The 18,786-nt window shown below is 70.8% G+C and carries 10 protein-coding genes; 8 read left to right on the forward strand and 2 right to left on the reverse strand.

The annotated features are described in order from the left end of the window. Nucleotides 1–64: 64 nt before the first annotated feature. Nucleotides 65–1,600 (reverse strand): ATP-binding cassette domain-containing protein, encoded by a 1,536-nt coding sequence (locus WFK95_RS01160; RefSeq protein WP_224651742.1) that lies wholly within the window; start codon nucleotides 1,598–1,600, stop codon nucleotides 65–67. Between the two features lie 533 nt (nucleotides 1,601–2,133). Between WFK95_RS01160 and WFK95_RS01165 the strand changes: the two genes are divergently transcribed. Continuing rightward, nucleotides 2,134–3,444, forward strand: a complete 1,311-nt coding sequence (locus WFK95_RS01165) for an ROK family transcriptional regulator (RefSeq protein ID WP_336669631.1) — start codon at nucleotides 2,134–2,136, stop codon at nucleotides 3,442–3,444. Between the two features lie 4 nt (nucleotides 3,445–3,448). Here the strand turns inward: WFK95_RS01165 and WFK95_RS01170 are convergent, their stop codons facing one another. After that, on the reverse strand, nucleotides 3,449–4,651 hold the full coding sequence (locus tag WFK95_RS01170; RefSeq protein ID WP_224651438.1) for a DUF7373 family lipoprotein: 1,203 nt from the start codon (nucleotides 4,649–4,651) through the stop codon (nucleotides 3,449–3,451). 497 nt (nucleotides 4,652–5,148) lie between these two features. On the opposite strand from WFK95_RS01170, the gene WFK95_RS01175 reads away from it, so the two are divergent. From WFK95_RS01175 to WFK95_RS01205, 7 genes are all read left to right on the forward strand, one after another. Next, nucleotides 5,149–5,466, forward strand: coding sequence for a hypothetical protein (locus tag WFK95_RS01175; protein ID WP_224651441.1), 318 nt, complete (start codon nucleotides 5,149–5,151; stop codon nucleotides 5,464–5,466). A 56-nt stretch (nucleotides 5,467–5,522) separates the two neighbouring features. Next, nucleotides 5,523–9,239 carry a hypothetical protein gene (locus tag WFK95_RS01180; RefSeq protein WP_336669632.1) on the forward strand — a complete coding sequence of 1,239 codons (3,717 nt, stop codon included), beginning with the start codon at nucleotides 5,523–5,525 and terminating at the stop codon, nucleotides 9,237–9,239. After that, a complete protein-coding gene (locus tag WFK95_RS01185) occupies nucleotides 9,236–11,170 on the forward strand; it encodes an AAA family ATPase (protein WP_336669633.1) in 1,935 nt (644 codons plus the stop codon). Before WFK95_RS01180 ends, WFK95_RS01185 begins: the two co-directional genes overlap by 4 nt. After that, nucleotides 11,163–12,761 (forward strand): type VII secretion protein EccB, encoded by a 1,599-nt coding sequence (eccB, locus tag WFK95_RS01190; protein ID WP_224651452.1) that lies wholly within the window; start codon nucleotides 11,163–11,165, stop codon nucleotides 12,759–12,761. Before WFK95_RS01185 ends, eccB begins: the two co-directional genes overlap by 8 nt. Next, entirely contained in the window at nucleotides 12,761–16,981 is a 4,221-nt protein-coding gene (gene eccCa, locus WFK95_RS01195; RefSeq protein ID WP_224651457.1) for a type VII secretion protein EccCa, read from the forward strand. Before eccB ends, eccCa begins: the two co-directional genes overlap by 1 nt. A 94-nt stretch (nucleotides 16,982–17,075) precedes the next feature. Continuing rightward, nucleotides 17,076–17,351, forward strand: coding sequence for a PE domain-containing protein (locus WFK95_RS01200; protein WP_336670128.1), 276 nt, complete (start codon nucleotides 17,076–17,078; stop codon nucleotides 17,349–17,351). A 13-nt stretch (nucleotides 17,352–17,364) separates the two neighbouring features. Further along, nucleotides 17,365–18,741: a PPE family protein gene (locus WFK95_RS01205; RefSeq protein WP_336669634.1), complete on the forward strand. Its 1,377-nt coding sequence runs from the start codon at nucleotides 17,365–17,367 to the stop codon at nucleotides 18,739–18,741. Nucleotides 18,742–18,786: the final 45 nt, after the last annotated feature.

Genomic DNA, 18,786 nt, shown 5'->3' on the forward strand with positions numbered 1-18,786 from the left:
AATCCTGGCGTACGAGGCCGATATGGGCTTCGTAACGCCTGAATCGGCCGGTTTCACGACGAATTCAGCGGGTGATCTCGACCTCGCGGGTCAGCCCCAGCAGGTCGAGGAACGCGCGGTCGTGCGAGACGACGACGAGCGCCCCCTCCCACGACTTCAGAGCCTCCACCAGCAGCTCCACCGACGGGACGTCGAGGTTGTTGGTCGGCTCGTCCAGCGCCAGCAGCGACGGTGCCGGATCCCCGAGCAGGGCGATCGCCAGGGCGAGCCGCAGACGTTCGCCGCCGCTGAGCGTGCTGACGATCCGCTCCGATTGCCGCCCGCGGAACAGCATCCGGGCCAGCGCGGCGTGGGCGTGCTGTGCGTCGAGGTCGGGATGGGCGTCGCGCACCGCGTCGAGCAGCGAGCCCTCCTCCGCGGGCCCGAAGCGGACGTCCTGCGGGACGTAGCCGATCACCGTCGGCGGCTCCGCGGCCCGGGCGGCGGCGATGGCGCGGCGCAGCACCGTCGTCTTGCCGGCGCCGTTGGGACCCACGAGCGCGATCCGCTCCGGGCCCACGACCTGCAGCGGACCGTCGTCCAGCTGGAGTCGGTGCAGGCCCGGCCCCGGCTCGGGCATGGCGATGCGGACGGAGCGGTCGTCGCGGACGCCCTCTCGCGCCTGGTCGAGGGCGTCGCGGGCGGAGTCGACCTTGCCCTCGTGGAGGACGCGGTGCTTCCCGGCCGAGACCTCGGCCTTCTGCTTGAGCAGGCCCGCGAGGATCGGCGGCACGCGCTTCTCCGCCTCCGCCTTGTCGGCGTACCGTTTGCGCCGGTCGAGCTTGGTGCGGGCCTCGACCAGGTCGCGCTGCTGGGACTTGAGGTCGCCCTTCGCGGTGGTCACGGCCTGCTCCGCCGCCGCCTGCTCGGCGTCGAGCACCTCGCGGTAGTGCGAGTACGGACCGCCGAACACGCGCGCGGAACCGCGGTAGAGCTCCACCGTCGAATCCATGCGCTCGAGCAGCGTCAGATCGTGGCTGACCACCACGGCCGTGCCGGCGAACCGCTCCAGGGCCTCGGTGAGCAGGCCGCGGGCGCGCTCGTCGAGGTTGTTCGTCGGTTCGTCGAGGAGCAGGGTGTCGGGCCGCAGGAGCAGCTGACCGGCGATGGCGAGCAGGGTGGCCTCGCCGCCGGACAGCGTGCCGACGGTGCGGTCCAGGGCCCCGAGCCGCAGGCCCAGGCCGTCGAGGACCGCGGTCGCGCGCTCCTCGACGTCCCAGTCGTCGCCGACGGCCTCGAAGTCCTCGGGTTCGGCCGAGCCGCCCTCTATGCGGCGCAGCGCGGCGACGGTGCCGCCGATGCCCAGCGCGTCGGCGAGGGTGTCCTCGGGTCGGGCCTGCGGGTGCTGCGGCACGTAGCCGACGACGCCCGTGCCGCTCACCGAACCGGCCGTCGGGGTGATTCGACCTGCGAGGATGCGCAGCAGGGTGCTCTTCCCGGCACCGTTGGCGCCGACCAGCGCGGCGCGTCCGGCGGGGATGGTGAAGCTCAGATCGTCGAAGACGACGGTGCCGTCGGGCCAGCGGAGGGAGAGTGCGGAGACAGCGAGAGAGGTAGCCATGAATGCTCCTTGAGGTCGTCAGGGGCCGCGACGGGTGGAGTGGTCACACCGGGGCATGCGGCAGGGCCGAGGACGTCTCAGGACAGCATGGCGCCGAGTATAGGAGCCGCCGCGTGCGGCGCGCCACCGGTTTTCCGCGGCACCGGTTCTGAAACCGGCGTCGGGGCAGGTCGCGGCGCGAATACTTCGCCGAGAGCCCGGAACGGACCGGTTTCGGAAGAAGGGCGGCCGCCGGGTGTGACGTGCGTCGCAATTCGGCTCGTTGCGCTTGTGCGCCCGGCGGTGCGGGGTGCTACTTTCAACACATGTCCGGGAGTCTTGAGGCCCATCTGCGCGTCGGTTATGAGACCGTCGCGCTGGGCTGCCGTCTCCCCATGGTTCGCGTGCACTGTCGAATGTGTTGCTGCTGAGCGTTCCCGCTCGCAATTCCGCCGGCCCCTTCACCTGGGCTGATCTCATTCGACAACTCCATTTCACGCCAGCGCCCGGGGTAGCCCCGGAGGTCGCGGCGTACGCACACACTTCGAGGAACCATGACCGTCGTTGATCTCCCCGCCGTTTCCGCCAACCGCGCCCCGCAGGCCCGCCCCGCACAGGCCCGCGTCGCCCGGCCGCGCAACCCCCTCGCCCGGCCCGTCGCCGGCGAGCGTCCGGCCCGCACCGCCGCCCCCGCCCGCGTCTTCGCCCCGCAGCTGCGGGTCTCGGAGAAGCCCGCGGCGGCCGTCCTCCGCGTGATCCGCCGCGGCGGCCTCGTGCTCCGTGACGAGATCGTCCGCGAGACGCAGCTGTCAGCCGCCACCGTGAACCGCCAGGTCACGGCCCTGATCGAGGCCGGTCTGGTGCGCGAGCGCGCCGACCGCGCGGCCAGCGGCGTCGTCGGCCGGCCCCGCCTGCCGCTCGAGGTCGACCCGAACGGCCCCGTCGCCCTGGGCATCCACATCGGCTTCCGCGTGAGCACGGTGACCATGCACGACGTCGCCGGCAAGGTCATCGGCGCCATCCAGATCCCCACGCCCGAGAGCGGCGAGCCCGGCGAGGTGCTGTCGGTGATCGCCACCAGCGCGCGCCGCTTCCTCGCCCGCTGGGACGGCCGTACCGTTCTGGGTGCCGGCGTCGCCATCGGCGGCCGCGTGGACGACCGCGGTGTGGTCGCCGACCACCCGCGCCTCGGCTGGAAGGATGTCGCTCTCGGCGAACGCCTTTCGGGCGCGATCGGCCTGCCCGTGACGGTGGCCCCGCACGTCGAGGCGATGGCCGCCGCAGAGCTGCACCTCTCGGAGGAGTACGAGTCGCAGGGCTCCACGCTGTACTTCTACGGTCGCGAGACCGTGGGCGTCGCGCTGGCGCTGCACGGCGCCGTGCACTCGCCGAAGTCGGGCCCGCACACCATCGGTCACCTGCCGACGCGCAACGTCGAGCTGCTCGATCCGAAGCGCACCGGCCGCCTCGAGGACGCCGTCACCGACACCGCCGTCGTGGACGCCGCCCGCGCGCAGAAGCTTTCGGTCCGGACCATCGCGGATCTGCACAAGCTGGCCGACGGCGGCAACGAGACCGCACGGGCCATCGTCGCCGAGCGCGGCCGGGTGCTGGGCGAGGCCGCCGCGCTGGTGGCCGACATCTTCAACCCGGACCGGCTGATCCTGGGCGGCCAGGCCTTCACCGACCACACAGCGATCCTCCCGCACGTCTCCGCCGCGCTGAAGGCCACCTCGGCCGAGCCCGGCCGGGCCGTCCGGGTGAGTGGCGCGGGTGGGCGCGTGCAGCAGCAGGCCGCCGGCGCCGCCGCGCTCGACGGTGTCTACACCGATCCGCTGGGCGCAGTCTCCCGCGTAGTCGCCTGATCCTTCACTTCGCGTCCTTGACCATCAGGTAGCTCGCGGCCGCCTGCTGGTGCGCCTGGGTGAGAGTGCTGACCGCGCCGGTCGCGACGTAGTATCGACCTGCCGTGAAGCTGCAGGTGTAAGCCTTTCGCGGGTCGCCGTTGGCCCGCGTGATGGAGGAGGCGCAGCGCGAATCGGGGACGCCCGCGGCGCCTCGCTCCTCGGTCGCGTTGCCAGACCCGCCGTCCTCGCCCGTCCGGTATGCGTCGGCGAGGTACCGAGCGCTCGTCGCGCTCCGAGTGCGCGTCACCGTGGAACCGGCGGCAGCGATGAGATCCACCCCGGCGCGCTCGAGGAGCGTCTTCGTGGCCAGCCAGTCGTCGGCTGCGGCGTTCGCCCAGGCCTGCGGAGCGAGGTAACCGAGGGCGAGCTGGGCGCCGTCGCCCGTCCGGACGACGTCCGGCAGGGTCAGCGACATGATGCCATCGCGGTCCGGCGGTAGCGCGAGCATCTGCTCCGTTGTCACGGTGACCGCCCGCAGCGCCGTGGTCTGCCGGTCGATCCAGGACTTCGCGAGGGATTCGGCCGTCGTGTCCGCGACATTGCCGAAACCGATCACGAGCAGGTAGTCCTGGAAGGGCATCCACCAGACCTTCGTGAGGTCGTGGTCCAGCAGGCTGGTCCCGAGGAAGGCGTCGGCGTGGTCGGCGATGGGCGCGGATTGATTGGAGCCGACGGCCTCGCGCACGGCCCGGGCCGCGGCGGTCGCGTTGTCGGCGGTCCGGTATCGGATGACGCCGGTCCTCATGCGCGCGGTGTTCGGCTGCGCGCGTTCGATGAGCGCGGTCTGACGTGCCGAGACGGCGCCGCCGACGTAACTCTCGTTCTGCGACAGTGCGCTCACCAGCGGGACTCCGAAGACCATCCCGAGTGCGACGGTCGACGGGAGGACCGGCGTCGACGCCGCTGCCGGCCAGTTGAAGGTCTTGTCGAGTTCGGGCGGAGCAATGAGGTGGCCGGACAACTCGTAGCTCGCCTGCACGCGCCGGTCGTTGGGATCGGTTCGTTCCGGCACCTGCCGTGGCGCTGTCGGGTAGCCGCCGGTGTCTAGGCGGGCGGCCGCGCTCGGGTCGGGCTGCGCGGTGCCGTCGACGACGGTGGCGCATCCGGTGACGGTCAGGACCGCGGTCAGTAGCGCGGCGAGCGGGATCCGCCGGAATCTCCTCATAGTGGACAGCTTGGCACAGCCCCGCGGCGCGGAGTCCGAGGCGACGCCGGTGCCGTCATGTCCGGAGCGCGGAGCGCCGGATATTACTGAAATTGAATTCTCGAAGTCGGTGTGAACTCTCACGAAAGACTCGCGCGAGGAGCTGGGGTGGCGCCCGGTCCGGCATCGGCGGCGGGGGCGATTCCTACTCCGACCAGGTCGCCTCTCGCAAACTCGATTCCGCTGCAACATGTTCTAGCCGATTCGCATGGAGACGCCACGACGGTGCGCGAAGACGCGGGATCGCTGCGCAGGGCATCGACCTGTGACCGTGCACAACGTGATCGACAACCGGAATTGTCGATCGCGATCCTGTGGGGCCTGACCTGGTCGTCTTGCAATCGAACAAGGGTGACTTCAAAGAAGTGCAGTTGCAATGTGGGTGGTACATTCTTTTGCGACAACGAATTCAGTCGGTACGTGTGTGCCGTCTGGCTGGGCAGGACGGGAGGGTGGCATTGAGTTCCGATAAGGACGCCGGTGCGAACCTCGGCCAGAGCGCCGGTTCGCGGGCCATCGAGGCGCGCGCAGCTATTGCGACGGCGCAGTTGCGATCGACCGTGACGTCGATCAGTTCCTCGGTGGGCTGCACGAGCTCGCACGGCGAACGGATCGTGGAGACGATCGAAGACCTCGTCGACGACGTCATGCCCGAGCTCGAGGCCGCCGAGGCCCTCACCGCGGCCGGGAAGTCGGGCCGCGGGGCCGCGAGCGGTTCCGCGTCGCGCTCGTCGCTGTGGGTCGAGACCCCGTCGACCGTGAGTGCTGCGTCGTGAGCACGTCGTTCGTCGCGGCCGCTGCGCCGCGCCCGGCATGAAGTTGAGGTGTCGAAGTGATCGATCGCCCTGATACCCCCCACGCCGACGTCCTCCTGGAAGGAATCTGGGAGGACGAGGTGACGCCCGACGATCTCGCGTCGCGCGCGTTGTCGGCCGCCCAGGCCTCGTCGTACGCGTTCCGCGTCGCCAGTGAGGGCACCACCGCCACCGCGCAGCTGGCCGAGGTCGACGTCTCCGAGTTCCTCGAGTCCGAGACCGGCAAGTGGGCGCAGAGCTTCATCGGCATCGTCCGCGTGGGCGAGTCGCTGGTCCACGTCTCGCACGCGCTCGGCGAGCTCGCCCGCAGCCTGCAGCAGGTGAACCTCGAGCAGTCGGAGATCGTGTACCAGGTCGAGGCCGAGATCGAGGCCGCGCAGCTCCAATCCGCGCAGGCCGGCATCGATCCCGCGGACCGGATCGCCGAGCTGATCGCCAGCGCCCGGGCGCGGGCGGCCGAAGTGGCCGAGAAGATGGTCACGCCGGAGACCACGGGTTCCGCGAAGAAGCCCGCCGCAGGCCTGGTCAGTGGGTTCATGGCCTTCGGCCGGGTGCCCGGCGCCAGCGCCGAGGCCACGGAGCGCAACGGCCGTGTCGCCCGGAACGGTCACGCCCGCAACGGGTACGCGATCCGCAACACCCGCGCGGACCAGAACGGCCATGCCGACGCTAACGGCCACGGGGTCGCGAACGGTCACGAGGCGGTCAACGGCCTGGAGGCCGTCAACGGACACGCCGGGGCGAACGGTCAGGACTCCGTGAACGGCCATACGTCCGCCGAGCGTGAGGTTCCGGCCCCGAAGGACGCCGCGGCCGCCGCGCAGGACGCCTTCGCCGACTCCGGCGACGAGGCCACGATGGACCTCGGATTCATGTCCTTCGGCCGCACTCCTGCGAGCGCCGTTCCCCACGCCGGGGAGGCGGCCACCGCCGCGGATGGGGCGGTCGACGACGAGCCCGTCGTGGAGAACAGCGTCGAGGGCGCCGCCCCGATGTCGGAGCCTCTCGCCGAGGAGCAGGCCGACCTCGATACGCCCGTGATCTCGAACGGCTTCCTCGGCCTGGGGCGCGCACCTTCCATAGCAGTGCCCGCTGACGATGCCGCGGTTCCCGTGGTGCCGCAGCCCCTGCTCAACGGTTTCCTGGCGCTCGGGCGCACGCCCGGTGCGGGCGAGGCCGCGGTACAGGGGCCGAGCAGCGGTCCGATCCCCGTCGCCGCGCCGACTCAGTTCCTGCCTCTCCCCACGACGCCCGCCGAGATCGTGGCCGGCGAAGCGGGCGAGGCCGAGGGCGCCGAATTCGGCGCCCCGATGACGTTGTCCGGGGCGATCGCCGGCCCGTTGCCCGATCGTGAGGACACCACCCGTGCGGATGCGATGGACGACGGCTTCCTCTCGTTCGGACGCGTCCCCGGCGGCGGCTGGGGTGGCTCGGGCGTCCTGCCGACGGTGCCCACCGCGCCCGAGGCCGCTCCGGTGACGGCGAGCGGCCGCGAGCGCGTCGCGGACGAGCCCGTCGCCGACGTGGCGGACTCCACCGACGTCGAGACCTCGCCGACCCTCGACGTCCCCGACGTCCCCGACGTCCCCGACGTCGATGACGACGCGACCGACGTCGCTGACGAGCGCGATGACGATGCCGACGATCTGGTCATCGGCGAGCTCGACGATTCCGCTGCCGACGAGTTCGACGATGCCGACGACGAGCTCCTGGAGGACGAGACGGACGCCGACGCCGACGCCGACGTCGACTTCGCCGATGAGCTGGACGCCGAGGCGGACGAGCTTCTAGCGCCGGCCGAGCAGGACGAGGACGTCCTCGTCGATGTCGAGGACGACGTCGACGAGACTCCCGCCGACGAGAACTCTGCGGACGACGCGTCCTCCGAAGGGGCTTCTGCGGACGAGACCTCTTCCGACGAGGCTTCTTCCGACCAGAATCCGCCGTCCGTGGATGCGGAGGGTGCGACCGAGGAGATCGGCACCGGCGAATCCGCGGCGGACGAGCCCGCGGAGGTGGTGGAGTCGGGCGCCGAGTCCGTAGAGGTCGCGGCCGCCGACGAGCCGCTGGAAGAGGACGTCGCGACAGGTGCGTCCGCCGACGAGGCGCCGGCCGACGAGGACCTCGCAGGCGAGGTGTCGGAGGACTCCGACGAGGCGTCCGACGGCAGTGATGAGGCCGTCGCCGACGACAGCGACGACAGCGACGACACCGACGTCGCCGACGATACCGACGAGCTCGCCGACACCGACGAGTCTGACGACACCGACGAGCCGGACGACACCGACGAGCTCGCCGACACCGAACAGCCTGACGACACCGACCAGCGCGACGTCACCGACGAGGCAGTCGGCGAAGGTTCGGCGGAGGACTCCGGCGCGCCGGTCGACGGTGAAACATCCTCCGCCGCAACCGCTGAGACCGAGCTCGACGAGGTCGACGAGGCCGAGTTGGACGAGGCCGAGACCGACGACGTCGAGCATGACGAGACCGCACCGGCTGAGCCCGCAGCGGCGCCCGCCGAGCCGCTCCGATCACTCGCGGCCGCGGCGGCCCGGCCGGTGCAGAAGTCGGGCCCCGTCAAGTTCTCGGACCTGCTCAAGGCTGCGAACGCCGGCAAGGTCGAACCAGCCAAGATGGCGCCCGTCGCATTCGTGGCGGCGGCGGAGAACCCTGTCGTGATCCCGGAGAGCGAGCCCGACGCGGACGCGCCCGCCGCCCTCGCGGACGAGTCCGCGACGACCGCGGAGCTCACCCCTTCGGCCCCCACGGAGGAGGCGGAGCAGCCGGAGGAGCTCAAGGCGCCCGCCAAGCCCGCGCCGGTGCTCGCCACCGGACCCGCCATCCTCGGCCGCACGGAGCCGCTGGTGCTGCGGAAGAAGGTGTCGCCGGTCGTGCAACAGGTGCACGACGCGGTCGCGTCCATCCTCGGGTCGCTGCGCGGCGGCCCGCACGGTCCCGAGTCGGGATTGCACTGGGCCGCGGGCCTTCTGGTCAAGGACGCGGAGACGATCATGGCCGTCACCACGTCGGACGCCGGCTGGCTGCCGCCCGGCGTCGTGATCCCCGCCGGCGTCCGGGTGCTCTGGAACATGCCCACGGGCTACCGCTGGGCGTCGATCGACGACCCGGTGCGTCAGCTCATCGACTACGCCGAGCAGGACGGGTACACGCTCACCGCGGTCGCGACCACGCACCCGAGCCGCGCGTACGTCCCCGTCGTGGGCGAGGAGAACGTCGTCGGCGTGCTGCGGCCCGGCGCGGTGCTCCCCGGCGGTCGCAGCCGGTTCGAGGCCACGGTCTCGCCCGCGCGCCTGCAGCACATCCGCTCGCTCGACCGCGAGCAGGCCGAACGGCAGGCGCGGGCGCTGATCCGGGACCTGGAGACGCAGCCGATCGCCCCCGAGCATGCGATCGGGATCGAGGCCGCGCGCATCGACGCCCGCTGCTTCCTCGACGAGCGCGACGAGGTGCCGCCCGCGGTCCTCGAGCAACTGCACGCCGACGAGCGCGCCCTCGGCGATGCGCTGATCCTGGACCGGACGCCCGCCTCCGCCGAGGACCTCACGGCGCCCGCGCCGGACGCGGCCCGCCTGCGCGACCGGATGCTGGAACGGGCGATCCTCGTCGCCACCCTCGCCGCGGCGTACCACGACATCGAGTCGGCGGTGTACGCCTGGACCTACGCGCGGTTCCTCTCGAGCCAGGATCAGGACTCCGAGCAAGCACGATGACGACCTCCAATCCCACTGCCCAGCGGTACTTCTCGCTCGGGCTGCGATCGCTCGCGGCCCGGACCGACACCCGCGAACCGGCCCAGGCCTTCCGACTGGCCGTCGAAGCCGACCCCACGATGTGCGACGCGTGGATCGGCCTGATGGCCGTCGACCGATCGCAGCTCAGTGACCCCGCCGCGGCCCGCGGCCTGCTGAACTCGGCCCGCAACTTCGGCGTGGAACTCCGCCGCAACGGCATGGTCGTCGACCCTGCCGAAGGTGCTCTCGGACTGAAGATCCCCGTGCAGATGGGGGTCGTCGAGCTCGGCATGCCCGTCACCGACGTGATCTACGCGCGCGCGGGCGCCGCGGTGATCCTCGCCCAGGCGGGCCTGCTCACAGAGGCCGCCGACGAGCTGACGAGGCTGCAGCGCGAGGTGAGCGCGGATTCGCCCGCGCAGCGGAACTACCTGCGGTACCTGTGGATCTGCCTGCTCGGGCTCGCGCATCGCTGGCCCGAGGTGCTCTCGACGGTGGCCGACAGCCGCGAGCCCCTGTGGGTGTCCGCCGAGTCCGACGGTGCCGTCCGCTTCTGGCAGCTGGGGGTCACCGCGCTGACCGCGCGCGCCCTCGTCGGAACCGGCGACGCTCACCAGGCGCTCTCCGCGACCAAGACCGCGCTCGCCTCAGAGGATTTCAAACTGGTGCAGGCCAGCCTCCTGGTGACCCAGGCCTACGCGCTACGGGCGACGGGCGACGAGGACGGTGCCGCCAAGCTGCTGCGCGACGCCCGCGCCTGGATCTCCTCGCGCCCGGACCTCGACCACGCCGCCGCGGGCGGCTCCCTCGAGGTGGTCACCGCGCAATCGATGAACACCCGCACCGACCCGTGGGACCCGACATCGGGCACCACGGCGCAGGAGATCGAGCAGGAGAGCCTCGACCGGCAGCGCGACGTCGTGCTCGCCGACGCGTGGCGCGAGCTCGACGCCCTCGTCGGCAGCCCGGACGTGAAGTCGCAGATCCGCCGCCTCGCCTCGAAGGTCGAGATGGACCGCGAGCGCAAGGAACTCAGCGAGGAGCTCGGCGAGGAGTACAGCGAGGAGGAGATGCGCCTCTCCGCGATCATCACCGGCCCGCCCGGCACCGGCAAGACGACGGGCGTGCGGATCCTCGCGAAGCTGTACTACGGCCTGGGCGTGATCGCCAAGCCCGAGGTCTACGAGCACCAACCCAGCGACATGATGACCGGCTACGTGGGCCAGGCGGGCATCCGCACCAACAAGCTCGTCGACGAGTCGCGCGGCGGCCTGTTCTTCCTCGACGAGGCGTACGGCCTCGTCGCCGGCGACGGCGAGGACCAGGCCTCCCGGTTCGGCCGCGAGGCGCTCGAGGCGCTGCTGGCCCGGATCGAGAACGAGGGCGACAAGCCCCTGCGCGACAAGGTGGTCGTGGTGCTCGCGGGCTACGACGACGACATGAACCGCCTGCTGCAGGTGAACGCCGGACTCCCGCTGCGCTTCCCGACGCGGATCTCGTTCAGCTCGTTCACGGCGGAGGAACTGGTCGAGATCGCCGAGTCCGTCGCCGCCAAGAGCCGGGAGAACCTCGGTGTGGGCGTGCGCGGCTACCTGGAGGAGCACAACAAGCGGCTCGCCGAGGTCAGCGCCCTCGATCTCAAGGGCCGTCTGTGTTCCGGCATCGACCTGATGTCGAACGCCAGGTTCATGCGCACCGTGATCTCCTCGGCGCGGGGCTTCCGCGACTTCCGGGTCAGCGCGATCGACCGGTCGTCGCTCTCGTCCGAGGAGAAGCGGACGCTGCTGCGCACCCTCGAGTTCGAGGACGTGCGCCTGGCCTACGAGGAGACCCTGCGGGTGTCGCCGAACTTCCCGTGGTCGCAATGGCATCTCCTGGAGACGAGTTGGCACGAGGAATCGAATGGCTGAGATGACGCCGGATCCGTCGAACCCGAAATCGGGCCTGCAGGAGCGGGTCCGAGGGTTCCGCCTGACCTCGAAGTACCAGAAGTCGGGCGAGGCCTACCTGCAGCGGCGCAACGAGGAGGCGCTGGTGCGCCGCGACACGCGCTGGATCGACGACGTGAAGAAGTTCCAGGGCTCGCCGCTGTACATGGCGCTCGCCGTCGGCCTGGTCGTCGTCCTGGGCTGCGTCATCGGCGCCGTGATCTTCCCCGCCGGCAAGGTCGGCGACGGCGAAATCATCCAGGACAGCCAGACCGGTGCCCTGTACGTCAAGGTCGGCGACGCGCTCAGCCCGATCCCCAACGTGGTCTCCGGCCAGCTCATCATCGGCTCGCCCGCCAAGCCGGTGCTGGCGAAGTCCGGGGAGATCGAGAAGCTGCCGCGTGGCCCGATGGTGGGCATCCCGTACGCCCCCACCGTGATCCGCAACTCCACCAGCCGGATGTCGCAGTGGGCCGTCTGCGACAGCACGGCCACCGGCTCGGCCGTGCCGCTCGACCCGTCGACGGGGCTGCCGACGACCGCCACCTCCGCGGTGAAGGTCACGATCATCGGCGGCGCCCTCACACCCGCCGACGGCACCGACGAGCTGACCGGCGACCGCGCCCGCGTCGTCGCCTTCGACAACCAGACCTGGCTCGTCTACTCCGACGACGGGGTCGTGGCCCGCTCGCGGCTGGACCTGGGCAACTCCGCGATCCGCGAGGCGCTGGGCATCGGCATCGACCAGCGGGTCATCCCGATGTCGCCCGGCCTGTTCAACGCGCTCGCTGCGCGGGAACCGATCGACGTCCCGCAGATCACGGATCTCGGTAAGCCCGTGCGCTTCGCGAACACCGAGAAGCTGCTCGTCGGCACCACGCTGCGCGTCGCCACCGTCGACGGCGGCTGGACCTACTACGTGGTGGCCGCCGACGGCATCCAGCAGGTCAGCCAGACCGCCGCGGCGGTCCTGCAGACCGTCTCGCCCGTCAAGAGCGGCGTCGTCGAGACCGAGGCGTCGAAGGCGAACCAGTGGCCCAAGGTGGGCGGGCGGATCGCCGTCGACCACTTCCCGACGGGCAAGGTGCGGATCGAGGATGCGACGAGCGACCCCGTGACCTGCATGACCTGGTCGCACGACGGGGACGCGCCGACCGCCGAGCAGAAGGTCCTCGTCGCCGGCACGCTGCCGCTGACCGCCCAGCAGAGCGCCGCCCGGATCGCCCTGATCGGCGCACCCGGCTCGGCGGGCACCATCGCCGACGACGTGTACCTGCCGGCGAACAGCGGACGGTACGTCTACGCCACCGGCTCCGCCAAGGACTCGCGCGAGCACAGCGGCGAGTTCTGGATCGCGGACACCGGCATCCGGTACGGCATCGACGACCAGGGTTCGAACGACCCGGGCTCGTCAGCGAAGGCGCTGGGGCTGAGCAACCCGGTGCCCGCGCCGTGGACGATCATCAGCCTGTTCGCGCAGGGTCCCACGCTCTCGCAGGCCAGCGCATCCATCAAGCACGACGGTGGCGCCGACGACCCCGTCGTCGCGAAGTTCGACCCGAAGGGGAAGTAGTGAGTAGGCAGGTCTTCGAGCCCCCGCTCCACCCGAAGAAGGAGCCCCGGGTCGTCAAGAAAGAGGTGGAGGTCCGCACCCCGGACACCATCGACGAGGTCGACCCGCCCGGCAAGTGGCGCACCGTGATGATGCCGGTCATCATGGTGGTCGCCGTCCTCGGCATGCTGTTCATGATGATCCGCATGAACCGGGGCTTCAACCCGGTCATGCTGCTCATGCCGATGATGCTTCTGTTCGGCATGTTCGCGTACATGGGCGGCGGCCCCGGCGGCAGCGGCAACAAGTCGAAGGCGCAGCTGCTCCACGACCGCAAGCAGGCCAGCCGCTCGATCGGCACCTCGCGCGAGAAGGCGCTCTCCCGCGGCCGCAACTACTTCGACGCCCTCGCCCACGCTTACCCGGATCCGTCGGTGGCGGCGTCGCTCATCGGCACCGAGCGGATGTGGGAGGTGAACGGCGGCGACGCAGAACGCAAGACCCGGTTCACGGCGGCCCGCTACGGCCGCGGACGCATCGTGCCGAAGGCGAAGCTGCTCACGCCGGAAGCGCCCGACGGCGAGTTCCTCGACCCCGTGCAGTGGACCGAGACCGTGAAGTTCCTGCACACCCACTCGACCATCGCGGACATGCCGCTCGCCTTCACCCTGCGCACCGTTCCCGTGCTGGGCGTGAGCGGCGATTCCGAGCGGTCGGCCGGCATGGTGCGCGCGATGCTGAACCACCTCGCGATCACGCACGGCCCGGACCGGTTGCGCTTCGCCGTGGTGGCGGACACCCCCGACGGCGGCCGCTGGGAGTACCTGAAATGGCTTCCGCAGGCGCAGCATCCGTCGCTGATCGACGCACTGGGCTCGCGCCGGATGATCTACGGCAACTGGACCGACTTCCTCGAGGAACTCGCCGGCGGCGACGAGCAGCCGGCGGCCGAGGCGGACCGCATCGTCGACTACTCCCGGCCCTTCACCACCGAGTCCGAGGCGACGGGGCGCACCCGGCACACCGTGGTGATCGTGGAATCCGCTGAGCGCGCACGGATGACGGACCAGGCGATCGCCTCGCTGGCCGACGTCACGTGGATCCTGATGTCGCCGCCCGATGGCGTGATCGACTCGTTCCCGCACGCCGTACTGCTCGACGTGGACCCGACGGGCATCGTGACCCGGTGGGACTCGGACCTCCCGCTGGAGGCGCCCAAGGAGATCGCGCGCGCCGACCACCTCGACGCCGTCGACGCGCACACCAACGCGCGCAAGCTCGCCCGGTGGGAGCTCGAGACCACGGCGTCGCTGCTGTCGAAGGAGCGCCAGGACACCGGCCGGGACTGGGCCAACCTGGTGCAGGTCGACGATCCCGGCGCGATCGAGGTGGTCGACTTCTGGCAGCGGATCAAGCGGTTCGACGATCCGCGCCGGCTCAACTTCCCGATCGGCTTCGGGCCGGACGGCACGCGCATCTTCCTCAACATGCGGGAGGCCAGCCAGGGCGGTACCGGCCCGCACGGCGAGATGATCGGCACGTCGGGCTCCGGCAAGTCGGAGTTCCTGCGCTGCCTGGTCCTCGACGCCTGCCTGTTCCATCCGCCGTCGATGCTCAACCTGCTGCTCGTCGACTTCAAGGGCGGCGCGACCTATCAGGGCATGGAGGACATCCCGCACGTCGCCGCGGTGGTCACCAACCTCGAGAAGTCCGAGAGCATGGTCGACCGCATGATGGAGGTCATCACCGGCGAGCTCAAGCGGCGCCAGCAGCTCTTCGACAGCGCCGCCGCGCGCTACCCGTCCTTCAACATCATCGGCCTGACCGAGTACGAGAAGGCCCGCGAGTCCGGCCACTGCCCCGACCTCGAGCCCATGCCGGCGCTGCTCGTGCTCATCGACGAGTACACCGAGCTCCTCGAGGCCAAGCCCGAATTCGTGAACATCTTCAGCCAGATCGGCCGCGTCGGCCGGTCCGTGGGCGTGCACCTGCTGCTCGCCTCGCAGAACGCGGAGATGGCGCGCTCGCGCGGTCTCGAGTCGAACATCCACTACCACATCGCTCTTCGCACGGGCACGGCCGGCGACTCGCGCGCGGTGATCGGTGTCCCCGACGCCAAGAACCTGCCCGGCAAGCCCGGCAACGGCCTCATCAAGACGCTCCACGAGGACGACCTGATCCGGTTCTACGCCGGATTCACGGGCAAGCCCTACTTCGCGCCCGAGGCGGCGCCGGAGCCCGTCGTGCGGGAGATCGTGCAGCCCACCGCCGACGACCTCTCCTCCCGCGGCTTCACCGCGCGCCGGGTGGACATCCCGGACCTGGAGGCCGAGATCGTCGAGGACGACGAGATCGTGCGCACCGAGGAGGAACTGCTCGCCGCGCCGACGGTCTTCACCGTCGTCAAGGAACTGCTCACCAAGGCCCCGGCGCGCCCCGCGTACAAGCCGTGGCTCCCCGAGCTGACCTCCACCACCCTGGACATCCTGGCACCGTCGCTCGGGGCCGAGGAGTGGGTGGCGCCTACGGTGACCACCCCCGCGACCCTGAAGACGCCCTTCGGCGTCTTCGACGACCCGGCCAAGCACCAGCAGCCGGTGTGGGAGCTGGACCTCTCGGGCGGCCAGGGCAACGTGCTCATCTACGGGGCGCCGCAGAAGGGCAAGACCACCGCCGCGATGACGCTGGTGACCTCGCTCGCCCTGACCCACTCGCCCGAGCAGGTGCAGTTCTTCGTCGTCGACTACACGGGCGGCGGCTGGATGCGGCTCGAGGACCTGCCGCACGTCTCCCGGATCGCGACGCGCTCCGAGGAGGACGCGATCAACCGGATCGTCTCCCAGATGTCCGACCTGATCGACCAGCGCGTCAAGCTCTTCCGCAAGTACCGCGTCAACTCGATGGCGGAGTACCGGCGGTTGCGCAGCGACCCCGGGGCCGAGGTGACCACCGAGGACGCGTTCGGCGACGTCTTCATCGTGATCGACGGCTTCGACGCCGCCGTCACCGAGGGCGGGGTCTTCGAGGACAAGGTGGCCGTGCTCGAGGCGCTCGCCTCGGGCGCCCTGAACTACGGCATCCACTTCGTCATCACCACCGCCCGCAACACCGTGCTCCGCGGCCTCGCGAGCCACATGCACACGATCATCGAGGGCCGCGTCTCCACCGCCAGCTACGACATGTCCGTCGTGAACTCGCAGCGGAACAAGGCGGTGCCCGACAAGGCCGGCCACGTGATCACCACCGACCGGGAGCTGCTCGCCCTCGTTGCGCTGCCCCGCGCCGACGGCGACGCCTCGCCCGAGACCCTCAGCGACGGCATCGAGGAGGTCGTGGACCGGATCCGCCGCGCCAACACCTCCGGCGCGGAGGCGCCGAAGCTGCTGGCGCTGCCCGAGGTGGTCCTGCAGAGCGACCTGTTCTCGGTCCTGCCCGCGGAGGCGAGCGCGCGCGAGCGCGTCCGGCTGCCCTTCGGCGTCCGCGAGACCGACGCCGGCCCCGCCGTCGCGGACTTCGGCCGCGAGGCGCACATGTACGTGGTCGGCGAGAGCGGCTCCGGGCGGTCCGCCTTCGTACACACGCTCATCGAGGCGATCAGCCGCCGGTACCCGACGATCGACGACGGCGCCATCGCCCTCCTCGACCCCAAGCGCGTGCACCGCGGCGCCTTCGCGCCCAACCCGAAGAACCTCGGGCTGCACGGCTCCGACCTCTACGACTTCCTGCGTCGCTGGCAGGACAAACTCGTGGACTGGATGGGCGAGGGCGAGACCGACCCCGAGAAGGTGACCTACCGCAAGGTGCCGGACGCCGCCGACAGCTCGGCGCTCGCGCGCCGAGACTGGTGGACCGGTCCCGAGGTCTTCCTGATCATCGACGACTACGACGCGGTGGTCGCGCGCGGGGACCGCACGAACCCGATCACCCAGACCGCGAAGTTGATGAACGACGGTGTCATTCGCGGCTTCCACGTGATCGTGGTGCTCAACGACGCCGAGTACCTCTACAAGGCCAGTTCGGACCCGTTGATCCAGTACCTCGACACCCACAGCTCCATGGCGCTGGCACTGTCCGCGGACAAGTTCAACGTGAACATCGCAGGTGAACGCGGGCAGCGCTTCGGCATCCCGGGCCGGGGCCGATTCCATCCCGGGCGCGGGGCACCGTCGGACATCGTCCAGGTCGCCTGGAACGGCGTACGCAGGGACGAAGCGGAGGCCGACGACGAGGTTTGGGGATGAGAATTTCGGACAACCAGGGATTGACGAAATTTGACAATTCTGTTTTAGTTGCAACTTGAAAATCAAGTAAAGGGGATAGCAGGTGGGCCTGAACGTGGCGCCTATTCAACTCTTGGCGGGAACCAACGAGGTCATGGCGAATGTCGCCACCACCTCGGGCTTGATCGGTGGCGCGGCCGGCGCCATCGGGGCGATCGTGCCCGCGGGGGCCGATGACGTATCGCTGCTGGTCTCGGCCAGTTCCGCGGCGCACGCGGCGAACTTCCTGGCGACCTCGATCGTCGATCACGCGGAGGTCGCGCAGTACGCCGTGAGCCTCTCGGCTGTCGCGTCCACATACATCATGGCCGACAACGCCGTGCAGTTCTGACGAGCGTGGCGTCGTGACTTTCCCAGCGCTTCCCCCCGAGGTCAACGTGGGGCGCCTCATGTCGGGAGCGGGCCCGGCGCCGGCGACCGCTGCGGCGGCGGCCTGGGCCTCGGTCGCGGCCTCCGTCAGCGCGCGGTCGGTCTTCCTGCAGTCGCTGCTGCCCCGCCTCGCGGCGTCCTGGCAGGCGCCCGAGACGGCGCTGATGACCCGCAACGTCGCGATCTACCTCGCCCACAACGAGGCGCTGCGCACGCAGGCGCTGCTCGCCTCGACCCGCCACACGAAGCAGGCGGCCGACTACTCGGCGGCCCTGGCGGGCATGGCCCAGCTGCCCGAGATCGCGCTGAACCACATCACCAACGCCGTGCTCAACGCCACCAACTTCCTCGGCGTCAATACCGGGGCGATCGCCGCGAACGAGGCGCAGTACGCTGCGATGTGGGCGCAGAACGCCGCGATGATGGCGGTGTACCTCGCGAACTCCACCGCGAACATGGCCTTCGAGCCCTTCCTCCCGCCGAAGCCCATGGCCACCTCCATCGGCGTGCCGATCCCCGCTGCCGCCGCGGGTGCGGCCTCGGTCGGCGACGCCGTGGTCACCAAGATGACGCTCGCCGCGCAGGGTGCGCAGGCCGTCGCCAGCATGCTCTGGATGCGTACAGCCGGCGGCGTCCTGACGACCACGAAGCTCGGCCAGACCCTGCTCGTCAACGCCCAGCGGGTCGAGCAGGCCGCATCGAACGGGGCGACCGCCGCCTCCCAGTCGCGCGAGAACAGTGCTGTCCGGCCCGCCGCCGGACAGCAGCTCGGCCAGAGCCTGGTGCAGCAACTCGGCGGGGCCGGCGGCGCGGCGGCCGGTGTGGCCGGCGGCGTGGTCGGCGTCGGGATGTCCGGCGGCGGGCAGGCGCTGCAGACCGGCGTCAGCGTGGGAACCGCGAGCACCGGTGGCGGCGTGGTCTACCAACCGATGAGCGCCCTGCTCTCCGGCGTCAACCCCGAGAACCGGACCGGCTCCGTCGGCTACTTCGGGGCGCGCCCCGGTTCGCCCACCCTCGAGCGGATGTCCCGCGGCGAGCAGGCGCAGCGGTCCGCGTCCGCGCTGCGGGTCGAGCCCGGTACGAGCGCGCTGCCGCAGGTGGCTGCGCCCGCGAACTGGTCGACCGACGGCCTCACGGTCGCGCCGCCGCCCCCGCCGGTTCCGCGCGTCGCGGCCGAGCCGCTGCGCCCGATCGTCCCGACCTCGGCCAGCGCGCCGGTCGCGCGGTCGAAGGGCAAGCAGCGCGAGCGCATCGTCGTGCCCGATACGGTAGCGATGCCCATCTACCAGGACTCGGTGCCCGAGTACGAGTCCGTTCCCGTCGACGTCCCGTCGAGTGGGGAGGGGCGCTGATTCCCACCACCCGCTCGGCCCACCACGACCACCACTGAACTGGAG

The sequence above is a fragment of the Tsukamurella sp. USMM236 genome (genome assembly GCF_037148755.1).
In the GTDB taxonomy this organism is placed as follows: Bacteria; Actinomycetota; Actinomycetes; order Mycobacteriales; family Mycobacteriaceae; genus Tsukamurella.